Below are 10,849 nucleotides of genomic sequence, written 5' to 3' on the forward strand. Positions count from 1 at the left end.
ACTTGCGGGAATCCGACGGCGACGGCTGGAAGGCGTGCATGTCGACATTCGGCCCGACCAGCAGATCGACGGCGACCCGGCGGCCGAGCGATAAATAGGAGGCATGCCCGAGGTCTTCCCGTCGCCCGATCACGATCACGCCCGCTGCAGCGCTTCGGTGCTGGCCCATGCCGAGACGCTGTGCAAGGAGCGCCAGGAGCGCCTCACGCCGATGCGCCGGCAGGTGCTCTCGGTCCTGGCGGGCAGCCACAAGCCTCTGGGCGCCTACGAGATTCTCGAGATGGTGGTGCCCGAGGGGCCGCGCCCGGCGCCGATCACGGTGTATCGCGCCCTCGATTTCCTGATCGCCCAGGGGCTGGTGCACCGGATCGAGAGCCGCAACGCGTTCCTGGCCTGTTCGCATTCGCACGCGACCGGGGCGCGGGTCGCCTTCCTGATCTGCGAGCGCTGCGGCGCGGTCGGCGAGGCGCCGGCCGCCGGCATCGCCGACGCCATCGCGGCGGCGGCCGAGACGATGGGGTTCACCCCCAAAATCTCGGTGATCGAGGTGACGGGCGTGTGCGCCCATTGCGCCGGGGCCTGACCCCCGCCGGCCCGCCGTCGCCGCCCCGCCTCCCGGTCGTCCGGGCCGCGCGGCCCGTCCTTCCTCCTCGCAGGGACCCCCGCTGTGCCCGCCCGCCCGCTCGATGCGCTCGCGACCGTGACGATCATCTTCCTCAGCCTGAGCTGGGGGCTGAACCAGGTCGCCATCAAGGCCGCGGTGCCGGACATCCCGCCGCTGGTCCAGGGCGTGATCCGCTCGGCCGGCGCGCTGCTGATGCTGTTCGCCTGGTCGCGGGCGCGTGGCGTGCGGCTTTTCGTGCGCGACGGCAGCCTCGGGCCCGGCCTCCTCGCCGGTATCCTGTTCGGCTGCGAGTTCGTGATGATCTATCGCGGCCTGCTGCTCACCTCGGCGAGCCGCGGCACCATCTTCCTCTACACGGCGCCGCTGTTCGTGGCGCTCGGCGGCTCGTTCCTGCTGCCCGGGGAGCGGCTCGGGCGGCTGCAGTGGTTCGGGCTGGTGACGGCGTTCCTCGGGGTCGTGGTGGCGATCGGCGCCCCGCATCTCCTCGCCCCCTCCGGTCTCGCCCCGGCCGGCACGGCCGCGGCCGCGCCGACCGAGATCACGCTGCTGGGCGACGCCCTGCTGCTGGCCTCGGCGGTGTTCTGGGCCTCCACCACCCTGGTGATCAAGGGAACCCGGCTGGTCCACGCCGCGCCGGAGCAGACGCTGTTCTACCAGCTGGCCGCCTCCATCCCCATCTTGGGGGTCGCGGCCCTGTGGTTCGGGGAGGTCCTTCCCGGAATACCGCGGGCCGCGGCGGCCGGATGGCTGGCCTATCAAACCATCTGGGTGGTCGGAATCACCTATGGGCTGTGGTTCGCCCTGGTGAAGCACTATTCTGCCAGCCGTCTTTCGGCGTTCACGTTTCTCACCCCATTGTTCGGGGTTCTGGCCGGGCATGTCGTGCTCGGGGATGCTATAGACTGGCCGTTCGCGGTGGCGGCCGCCCTGGTGGTCACGGGCCTGGTGTTGGTGAACCGGCCCCGATGACCGCGGTCCGTTGACGTCGGCGTGCCCGTCTGGCACTCCGCCGTCGAGCATTTCAGGAGTTTTGCGATGAGCGATCAGGCAGGTCCGGCGACGCGCCGCGAGACGGTGGCCGTGAAGGTCGGCAACGTCACGGTCGGCGGCGGCGCCCCGATCGTCGTGCAGTCGATGACCAACACCGATACGGCCGACGTGGCCGGCACCGTCGCCCAGGTGGCGGCGCTGGCCCGCCAGGGCTCCGAGATGGTGCGCATCACGGTCGACCGCGACGAGGCCGCGGCCGCCGTGCCGCGCATCAAGGAGCGCCTCCTCAAGATCGGCGTCGACGTGCCGATCGTCGGCGACTTCCACTATATCGGCCACAAGCTGCTGGCCGACCATCCGGGCTGCGCCGAGGCGCTCGACAAGTACCGCATCAATCCCGGAAACGTCGGCTTCAAGGACAAGAAGGACAAGCAGTTCTCGGCCATCGTCGAGATGGCGATCAAGCACGGCAAGCCGGTGCGCATCGGCGCCAACTGGGGCTCGCTCGACCAGGAGCTGCTCACCCACCTGATGGACGAGAACGCCAAGCTGCCGAACCCCGCCGACGTGCGCGCCGTGACGCGCGAGGCGATGGTGCAGTCGGCGCTGCTCTCGGCCGCCCGCGCCGAGGACATCGGCCTGGCGCGCGACCGCATCATCCTGTCGGCCAAGGTCTCGGCCGTGCAGGATCTGATCGCCGTCTACCAGGTGCTGGCGCAGCGCTCGAACTACGCCATCCATCTCGGCCTCACCGAGGCCGGCATGGGCTCGAAGGGCATCGTCGCCTCCTCGGCGGCGCTCGGCATCCTGCTGCAGCAGGGCATCGGCGACACCATCCGGGTGTCGCTGACGCCGGAGCCGAACGGCGACCGCACCCTCGAGGTGAAGGTCGCCCAGGAGATCCTGCAGACCATGGGGTTCCGGGTGTTCGTGCCGCTGGTCGCCGCCTGTCCGGGCTGCGGGCGCACGACGTCGACGACGTTCCAGGAGCTCGCCAAGGAGATCCAGGGCTTCATCCACACCTCGATGCCGGAGTGGAAGACCCGCTATCCGGGCGTCGAGCGGCTCAACGTCGCCGTGATGGGCTGCATCGTGAACGGGCCCGGCGAGAGCAAGCACGCCGACATCGGCATCTCGCTCCCCGGCACCGGCGAGACCCCCACGGCCCCGGTCTTCGTCGACGGCAAGAAGGTCGCGACCCTGCGCGGCCCGACGCTCGCCGCCGACTTCAAGACCATGGTGATCGACTACATCGAGCGCCGCTACGGCACGGGAGCCAGGACCGCGGCGGAGTAGGGCGGGGTCTCCTCGGTCCTCTTCGCTCGCGGGAACGTCCACCCAGCCTCCACCGGTCCCGCGGCGCTGTTCTGCGCCCGGGCTGTGCCCATGACCCTGTCCCTCGGACATGGCCGAGGGGAGCGGAGCGCCGTGAGGCGCGTCCGTTGTCGGTGCGCCTTCGCGAGAAGGCGCGGCGCGCATCGAAGGCTCGATGCGCACGCCTCGCGGCGCTCCGCGGGTGGCGTCTTTGCGGTCTCGGGCTCGGATCACATGCGTCCGCAACCACGACGGCGGCGGTCCGGCGTCGCGCTCTGCGGCCGCTCCCAGGTCCATGGGGCCTTCCGACCCTTGTGCCCGGCGGCGCACTCCCGAGCCGCCCGGGCGCCGGCTGACGAGGCCGAGGCGCGCGGGCGCCACATGCGCCGGCGGATTGTGCTCCGTCGCTCCGGCGCCCGGCTTTTCCGGCGGCTCCGACCCGCCCTTGGTGCGGCGTTCTCGACGCTCCCCTCCGTCGCCGGAGGCTCGCGCAAAAAAAGCCGCACGTCGCCGGCCTGCCCCATCGCCCGACGTCACCGGTCGACGCCCCTCGACGGGCAGGACCAGAGGGGTGTACAGCGAGATAGGAATATAGTCAAGGGGCCGGAAAGGCGGCGCCATGGCACGGCGGGTGAGTTCCCCGGTCTTTCCGGAGCGCGAAACCTCCCGGACGACCGGCCCGACAGGAACGCCCGCCGGCCGGCCGCATTGGACCACCGACGCGGCGTGCAGGCGCGCCCGTCCGACACGGGTCCGGCGGACCGCAGATCGGAGAAGCGGCAGTGGCTTGGGTCCGGATCGCCTACAATCGCCTGCGGACGAGCCTCTGGCTGATCCCGGCCGTGATGGCGGCCGCCGCGACGGCCCTCGCCTTCGCGGTGCTGTACTCCGGTCTCGACCTGCGCATCTCGCCGCAAGGCGGACAGGGCTGGGTGTTCAGCGGCGATGCCGGCACGGCCCGCGATCTGCTGTCGACGCTCCTGTCCGGCATGATCACCATGACGTCGCTCGTCGTGTCCATCACCATGGTGGTGCTGTCGCTCTCGGCCGGGCAGCTCGGCCCGCGGCTGATCTGGAACTTCATGGGCGACCGGCAGATCCAGACCGTGATCGGCCTCTTCGTCGCCACCATCCTGTACACGCTCGTGATCCTGCGCAGCGTCAACGAGGAGCTCGGGGCCTCCTATGTCCCGCACGTCGCCATCACGGTGGCCAGCCTGCTCGTCGTCACCTGCCTGTTCGCGTTGCTCTTCTATCTCAACAAGCTGGCCCGCTCGATCATCTCCGACACCATGATCGACCGGGTCGCGCAGAACCTCGCCGGCGCGATCGCGGCGCAGCCGCAGGCCCGCGTCGCCACGGTCGGCGGGCCGCTGCCGAGCGGATCGCACCGGCGCACGATCGCGCTCGAGACCAGCGGATACGTCCAGTTCGTCGACTACGCCGCGCTGTGCCGAATCGCCACCCGCCGGAACGCCCTGCTCACGGTGCGGATCAGGCCCGGGCATTTCGCGATCCGGGGCGGCGGCCGCATCGACGTCCTGTCGCAGGACCCGCTGCCGGAGCCCGTCGATGACGACGTCCGCGCCGCGTTCGTCATCGGCCCGGATCGGACCGCGGACCAGGATCTGGAATACTCGATCCGTCAGCTCGTCGAGATCGCATTGCGGGCCCTTTCACCGGGCATGAACGACGCGTTCACGGCGATGGCCGTGATCGACCGGCTTGCGGCGGCCGTCGAAGCGATCGGACGGCGCCCGTTGCCGCGGCCCGAATACACGGACCAGAACGGCACCGTCCGGGTGATCGCCGACGTGAGCACCTACGAGGGCGTGGTGGATGCCGCCTTCCTCCAGATCCGGCAATCGGCCGCGCACGACCCGGCGGTGCTGATGCAACTCGCCGCACGGCTCGGCGACCTCCTCGAAGTCTCCCGCTCGGACGAGCAGCGGGCCGTGCTGACGAAGCATATCGAGCTGGTGCGGCGCCTCTCCGGCGCGCTGGACGAGCCGGCCGATGGCCGGGCGCTGGAGCACACGGTCGCCGAGGCGCGCGGGCGGTCCGCCGCCGCCCTGCCGCCGCGTGCGACACGCCCGGTGCGCAGAGCAGACTAGCAGCCTGTCCTCCGCGGCAAGGCCGAACGGCGGGTTGAAAACCACGACCGTCGGTCGACCAAGGACCTCCCCGGCCTGCAGTGAACGTCCGGACGGCCAGGGTATCTCCCGTGGCGTTCCGGGGCGCAGTCGGCCGCGCTTATCACACCAATCATAACAAGTGGGGCGCCGATCTTGACAGGCCGGTGCGCGGACCGGAGTATCTTGATATCGAGACAAATGCAGGAACAGAGCCATGCAGGGGTGTGCGGTCAAGACGTGTTCTGCCGTTGCCGCGTTGCTCGTATGTGCGTCACTTTCGAACGCGAATGCTCAATCGAGCGCCGGTGCGCCGGCCGAGAGCGCTTCACCCCGGCTCCAGGCGGTCGACACCGCCATCCAGACGCAGATCTCCCGCAAGATGTGGCCCGGTGCGGTCACGTTGATCGCGCGGGACGGAAAGATCATTCACTTCAGCGCGCAAGGGTCGCTCGACAAGGATTCGACCCGGCCGATGCCGAAGGACGCGATCTTTCGCATCTTCTCGATGACCAAGCCGATCATCAGCGTCGCCGCGATGATGCTGGTCGAGCGTGGACAATTGAGGCTCGATGATCCGATCACGGACTACGTCCCCGAGCTGAAGCCGTTGAAGGCTTTCAGCGCGCCGGGTCAGGAGCCGGTCGCGCTGGCGCGTCCGGTCACGGTTCAGGATCTGATGCGCCACACCTCGGGCTTCACCCAGAAGTTCCTGGGCATGCGCCCCAAGGAGGTCGCCGACGCCTATGCCGAGAAGGATGTCGAGACGTTCAAGCAGGATCTCGGTCCGGACGAGGTTCTGACACGGCTGGCCGCGATCCCGCTGGCGTTCCAGCCCGGTACGACGTTCGAGTACGGGATGTCGACGGACGTGCTCGGCATCATCCTGGAGCGCATCACCAACAAGCGACTGGATGTGCTTGTCCGTGAGCTCGTTCTGTCGCCGCTGGGGATGGCGGACACCGGATTCAACGTGGAGCCGAGCAAGGCGAACCGTCTCGCCGATGCGTTCGACAGCGATCCGCTGAAGGCGGCGCTTTGGGGATGGGTGCGGGTCGATGCGGACCCGGGCGCCCGGATGCGGCTGGCGTCCGCCGGAATGGTGTCGACGGCCGAAGACTACTTCAAGTTCGCTCAGATGATCTTGAACCGGGGAGAGCTCAACGGTGTGCGGCTCCTCTCGCCCAAGACGGTGGATTTCATGCTGAGCGACCACATCGTCGGCATGGCCGGGTCGCCTGCGGCGATCGCCGGCCCGGGATATCGCTTCGGTCTGGGTTTCGCGGTGCGGACGCAGCCCGGCATGGCCGTGACACCGGGGAGCGTGGGTGACGCAAACTGGTCCGGCGTCGGCGGGACCGCCTTCACGGTGGACCCGCAGGAACGGATCGTCGGCGTGATCATGGTCCAGGCGCCGTTCAACCGAATCCACGCCCGAAACCTGTTCAAGAACCTCGTCTACGCGAACGCTTTCGGGCCGAGGCCCTGACGCCGTCGCGGGCACCGGGATCGCTCACGATCCCGGTGCCCGACGGTATGCTCCCGAGCCGCCCGCGCTGAGGAGATCGGTCTGCCGCGCGCCCGCATCATCCTGTCGGCCGAGCTCTCGGCCGTGCAGGATCTGATCGCCGCCTGCGCAAGGACGGCTGCGGAGCAGGGGCGGGGGCCCCAGCGACGGCGCCGCAGGGCGCAACGAGCGAACAGCGAATTGCACCGGACCGAACGACGCGATCAGCGAGGCCCCATCCGGGCAGCGCAACTCTTTGCGCTCCTTGCGCCCGATTGCACGCATTCGCATGTTTGATTTAACTCAACCCGTGCGGCGAGGCAGGGGAGTAGAGGATCCCGCGTCAGGTGGAGATCCGACAGATGATGAAGCTCGCCGTGCTGATCTGGATGATGCTGGGCATCACGCTCGCCGGGGCGCTGGTGGTGGTCGTGGTGAGCATCCCGTCGCTCTACAACCAGGGCATGAGCCTGATTCCGATCGTCGCGGCGGTCGGCTTCGTGCTCGCCGTTCCGGCCGCGATCCTCATCGCCAGGAAGATCGACCAAGCGACCGCCAAGCGCGCCTGATCGTCTTTTCGCGCGACCGCGTGCCCGGCCCGGCCTCGTGAGGTCGCGGCCTCAGCCGCGCGGCGCGGGCGGCAGGGCGTCGCGGATCTGGTTCCAGATGCGGTTGAAGGCCGCGGCGTCGACCCGCTTGAGCGCGGCGAGGTCGTCGAGCAGCTCGTTGACCTCCGACAGCGGGCCGCGGTGCGGCTTGCCCTGATACTGCGTCGCCGCCTCGTCGGCGAGCCGGGCCAGCTCGTCGAAGCGGCCGAGCGCGAGCTGCTCCTCGGCGCTCAGCGCAGGGCGGTCGATCTTCGACGCCGCCATCATCACCGAGATCGCGTCCAGGATGGTGTTGAGCTGCTTGCCGTAGCTGCCGACCGTGTCGAGCACGTGGGCCTCGACGCCACGGTCCTGGAGGTTGGCGCCGAACGTGATCTGCGGGCTGAACCAGCCCTGGAACAGTCCCTGCCAGTTGGTCCAGGGCTGGTACAGGAAGGTTCGCAGCGCCGGGAAATCCGCCAGTGCGACGCCGCCGGACGGCGGCGGGTTCATCGGTACGTTCGCCATGATGACCCCCTGTCGAGTGGGACTTAGCGGGACCGGGGCGCGTGCGCGGAGCGGCCGGCCGCAGGCGTCACCGCACGTCCCGGGCGATGATACCAGTCCTCTGCGCGCGACGCGAGTGGGGTCGCCGGAGCTCCACGCCAACGCGGCCCGATGTGCGCCGCGCCGGCGGGTCGCCGCCGTCGGCAGGCCGGCGCAGGGCGGCAATGCGGGAGCCGCGCCTTGCAATCGTTCTGCGCGTGACTTGATGAGGGAGACCGGCGGTGCCGTCTGCCGACCGCCCATTTCGCCGCCCCGACCTCCCCGGGGCGGGTCGCTGTCTCTCGGAGCATTCATGTTCACCTGCACGGGCTATGCCGCCGCGGGCGCCGACACGGCGCTCGCTCCCTTCACGTTCCAGCGCCGCGATCCGGGTCCGACCGACGTCGCGATCGACATCCTCTATTGCGGTGTCTGCCACTCGGATCTCCACACGGTGCGCGGCGAATGGGGGAACACGCTCTACCCCAGCGTCCCGGGCCACGAGATCGTCGGCCGTGTCACGGCGGTCGGCAGCGCGGTGACGCGCTTCCGGGTCGGCGACGTCGCCGCGGTCGGCTGCATGGTCGATTCCTGCCGCACCTGCCCGAGCTGCCGCGAGGGGCTCGAGCAGTATTGCGACAACGGCTTCGTCGGCACCTACAACGGCCCGGACCGCAAGAGCGGCGGCCACACCTTCGGCGGTTACGCGGACGCCATCGTGGTCGACCACGACTTCGTCCTGAAGGTGCCGGAGACGCTCGACCTCGCCGCGGCGGCGCCGCTGCTGTGCGCCGGCATCACCACCTGGTCGCCGCTGCGGCACTGGAAGGCGGGGCCGGGCAAGAAGGTCGGCATCGTCGGGCTCGGCGGCCTCGGCCACATGGGCGTCAAGCTCGCCCATGCGCTCGGCGCCCACGTGGTGCTGTTCACGACGTCGAAGAGCAAGGTCGCCGACGGCAAGCGGCTCGGCGCCGACGAGGTGGTGCTGTCCACCGACCCGGAGGCCATGAAGGCGCATGCCGAGAGCTTCGACCTGATCGTCGACGCGGTCGCGGCCGATCACGACATCGACGCCTATCTGGGCCTGGTGAAGCGCGACGGCACGCTGGTGCAGGTCGGTGCGCCCGAGAAGCCGCTCTCGGTCGGTGCCTTCAGCGTGATCTGGAAACGCCGCAGCTTCGCCGGCTCGCTGATCGGCGGCATCGCCGAGACCCAGGAGATGCTGGACTTCTGCGGCACGCACGGGATCACGTCCGACATCGAGATCATTCCGATCCAGAGGATCGAGGAGGCCTATGCCCGCATGCTGAAGAGCGACGTGAAGTATCGCTTCGTGATCGACATGGCGAGCCTGAAGGCGGCGTGAGCTTTCGCGCCGGGCTGCGGAGCAGCACCGTTCTGATCAGACCGAGGGCCGGCTTCTGCCGGCCCTTCGCGTCGCCGGGGTCCGCGTCACGTCGTGTCCTCACACGTTAACGGAGAGTTCGGGATCTCGCGGTAGAGTGGTGCGATCGCCTCGCGAGATCGCACACCCCCGGAGACCTCATGGCCGACGCTCTGCACCGCATCGCCGAAGGCTGGCAGAAGACCCTGCCGTTCCTCGCCGTTCTCGGCGCCGCCCTGTGGCTCGCGCTGTTCATCAAGAATCCGGCCAGCGAGCAGGCGATGTTCGCGGCCCTGCTGGTGATCTACATGGTGCACCAGATCGAGGAGCATCTGTGGCCGGGCGGTTTCCGCCAATACGCCAATGCGCACGTGTTCAAGACCGGCCGCGACGACTGGCCGGTGGACGAGGGCGGTGTCGCGCTCGTCAACATCGCCTGGGTGTGGGTGCCGATCGGCCTCGCCGCGCTGTTTCCCGATGCGCTGCGCTGGGTCGGCCTCGGCTGGGTCGGGCTCACCTTCGTCAACGGGCTGTCGCATATCGGCACGACGGTGCGGTTCCGCGGCTACAATCCGGGCCTCGTCACCTCGATCGTGATGTTCCTGCCCTTCACGATCTGGGTCTTCGCCGCCGAGTATCTCCGCGGCACCCTGTCGGGTGGCGAGATCGCCGGCCTGCTGGTCGCCGGCGTGCTGCTCCACGTCCCGATCGCCGCCCTGTTCGTGATCCCCTTCCGTCGTAAGACGCCCGCGCTGGTGTGATCACGAGGCGGGTGCGTCGTCGCCGACCATCGTGCACGACCGCTCGGTCGTCGTCGTCCGCGCAGGCGAGGGCTTTACAACATTAGTCATTCCGGGACGGCGCGTAGCGCCGGACCCGGAATCCAGCCGACGATGCCGAGTTCTCCGCTGGATTCCGGGTTCGCGCGGTCCGCGCGCCCCGGAATGACGGGTTGTGCAAAGCCCTCGCGCAGGCGGACGACCCAGTATCCACCGAGGTCCGCGACTGGCCCGACGCGCTGCGGCGTATTGGGTGCTCCGCCTTCGCGGAGCACGAGCACCGACAGACTTCGGCCGTCTAGCGCCGCGAGATGTCGGCACCATCGCCCGTCACAGCCAGCGGCGGACCTCGGTCTCGCTGGGCAGGCGACCCTGCGGCGTCACCTCGTCCACGGCTTCGGGCAGGCGCTGGCTGAGCTCGGCCAAAAGCTCGTCGCGTGACAGGCCGGTGCGGCGGGCGAGCTCGTCGATGCGGTCGCGGCCGAGCGTCTCCTCGAGGTCGCGGGCCGAGATCGACTTGTTGGGGCCCTTGCCGATCCACGAGTCGGCGACGTCGCCCTTGCCCTTCTGGTGGAACTGGTCGACCAGATCCTTTAGGCCGCCGCTGAGCGCGCCGCCCGCGGCGCCGCCGCCCAGGAGGCCGCCGAGCCCGCCCAACAGGCCGCCGAGACCGCCGCTCGACCCTTCCTGATGGCCGACCTTGCCGGGACCCCACGGGGGCGCATTGGTCTCGGCCTGCGGCACCGGGGCGCTGCCCGAGCCGAAATGCTTGTAGGCCTTGTAGGCGAGCAGGCCGAGCACCGCCATGGTGATGGGCGACATGCCGCTCTTGTCGCCGGCGCCGCCCGCCGGCTCGGGCGCGCGCTCGCCGCGCGGGCCGTTCATCATTCCATTGATGACGTCGAGAAGTCCCATGGTCGCCTCCTGGCCGCCCCCGCAGCATAGATCGCGTGCGGAGGCGACGGCTGCAAGGCATCGGCGGTGC

General features: G+C 69.5%; 11 protein-coding genes. 8 read left to right on the forward strand and 3 right to left on the reverse strand.

The features are described 5' to 3' along the window. Positions 1 to 103 precede the first annotated feature (103 nt). The 6 genes from CH341_RS22485 (at position 104) to CH341_RS22515 (ending at position 7,137) form a co-directional block, all read left to right on the forward strand. Positions 104 to 583: a transcriptional repressor gene (locus CH341_RS22485; RefSeq protein WP_111421208.1), complete on the forward strand. Its 480-nt coding sequence runs from the start codon at positions 104 to 106 to the stop codon at positions 581 to 583. 84 nt (positions 584 to 667) lie between these two features. Then, entirely contained in the window at positions 668 to 1,594 is a 927-nt protein-coding gene (locus tag CH341_RS22490) for a DMT family transporter (protein WP_245431194.1), read from the forward strand. 66 nt (positions 1,595 to 1,660) lie between these two features. Beyond that, positions 1,661 to 2,911 (forward strand): flavodoxin-dependent (E)-4-hydroxy-3-methylbut-2-enyl-diphosphate synthase, encoded by a 1,251-nt coding sequence (ispG, locus tag CH341_RS22495; RefSeq protein WP_111421209.1) that lies wholly within the window; start codon positions 1,661 to 1,663, stop codon positions 2,909 to 2,911. An 800-nt stretch (positions 2,912 to 3,711) separates the two neighbouring features. Then, the gene (locus tag CH341_RS22500) at positions 3,712 to 5,043 is read left to right on the forward strand and encodes a DUF2254 domain-containing protein (RefSeq protein WP_111421210.1); all 1,332 of its coding nucleotides are present in this window, start codon (positions 3,712 to 3,714) and stop codon (positions 5,041 to 5,043) included. Positions 5,044 to 5,443: 400 nt separating this feature from the next. Further along, positions 5,444 to 6,550 (forward strand): serine hydrolase domain-containing protein, encoded by a 1,107-nt coding sequence (locus CH341_RS22505; RefSeq protein ID WP_245431195.1) that lies wholly within the window; start codon positions 5,444 to 5,446, stop codon positions 6,548 to 6,550. Between the two features lie 380 nt (positions 6,551 to 6,930). Further along, entirely contained in the window at positions 6,931 to 7,137 is a 207-nt protein-coding gene (locus CH341_RS22515) for a hypothetical protein (protein ID WP_111421219.1), read from the forward strand. 51 nt (positions 7,138 to 7,188) lie between these two features. Here CH341_RS22515 and CH341_RS22520 read toward each other — a convergent pair whose 3' ends face one another. Continuing rightward, positions 7,189 to 7,683, reverse strand: coding sequence for a hypothetical protein (locus CH341_RS22520; protein WP_146604581.1), 495 nt, complete (start codon positions 7,681 to 7,683; stop codon positions 7,189 to 7,191). 331 nt (positions 7,684 to 8,014) lie between these two features. Between CH341_RS22520 and CH341_RS22525 the strand changes: the two genes are divergently transcribed. Together CH341_RS22525 and CH341_RS22530 are read left to right on the forward strand one after the other, a co-directional pair. Then, positions 8,015 to 9,067, forward strand: coding sequence for an NAD(P)-dependent alcohol dehydrogenase (locus CH341_RS22525; RefSeq protein WP_111421214.1), 1,053 nt, complete (start codon positions 8,015 to 8,017; stop codon positions 9,065 to 9,067). 179 nt (positions 9,068 to 9,246) lie between these two features. Beyond that, a complete protein-coding gene (locus CH341_RS22530; RefSeq protein WP_111421215.1) occupies positions 9,247 to 9,846 on the forward strand; it encodes an HXXEE domain-containing protein in 600 nt (199 codons plus the stop codon). Between the two features lie 86 nt (positions 9,847 to 9,932). Here the strand turns inward: CH341_RS22530 and CH341_RS33830 are convergent, their stop codons facing one another. Next, complete coding sequence (locus CH341_RS33830; RefSeq protein ID WP_146604582.1) at positions 9,933 to 10,145, reverse strand: hypothetical protein; 213 nt, start codon at positions 10,143 to 10,145, stop codon at positions 9,933 to 9,935. A gap of 49 nt (positions 10,146 to 10,194) precedes the next feature. Then, positions 10,195 to 10,849, reverse strand: a 655-nt coding sequence (locus CH341_RS22535; protein ID WP_342635029.1) for a YidB family protein, incomplete at its 5' end; no start/stop codon positions are given.

Source organism: Rhodoplanes roseus, from assembly GCF_003258865.1.
In the GTDB taxonomy this organism is placed as follows: domain Bacteria; phylum Pseudomonadota; class Alphaproteobacteria; order Rhizobiales; family Xanthobacteraceae; genus Rhodoplanes; species Rhodoplanes roseus.

Excerpts from the sequence above, each read along its gene's own strand:
- CH341_RS22530 (WP_111421215.1), top strand. The coding sequence starts at position 9,247 with ATGGCCGACGCTCTGCACCGCATCGCCGAAGGCTGGCAGAAGACCCTG.
- ispG (WP_111421209.1), top strand. The coding sequence starts at position 1,661 with ATGAGCGATCAGGCAGGTCCGGCGACGCGCCGCGAGACGGTGGCCGTG.
- CH341_RS22525 (WP_111421214.1), top strand. The coding sequence starts at position 8,015 with ATGTTCACCTGCACGGGCTATGCCGCCGCGGGCGCCGACACGGCGCTC.
- CH341_RS22520 (WP_146604581.1), bottom strand. The coding sequence starts at position 7,683 with ATGGCGAACGTACCGATGAACCCGCCGCCGTCCGGCGGCGTCGCACTG.
- CH341_RS22515 (WP_111421219.1), top strand. The coding sequence starts at position 6,931 with ATGATGAAGCTCGCCGTGCTGATCTGGATGATGCTGGGCATCACGCTC.
- CH341_RS22485 (WP_111421208.1), top strand. The coding sequence starts at position 104 with ATGCCCGAGGTCTTCCCGTCGCCCGATCACGATCACGCCCGCTGCAGC.
- CH341_RS22505 (WP_245431195.1), top strand. The coding sequence starts at position 5,444 with ATGTGGCCCGGTGCGGTCACGTTGATCGCGCGGGACGGAAAGATCATT.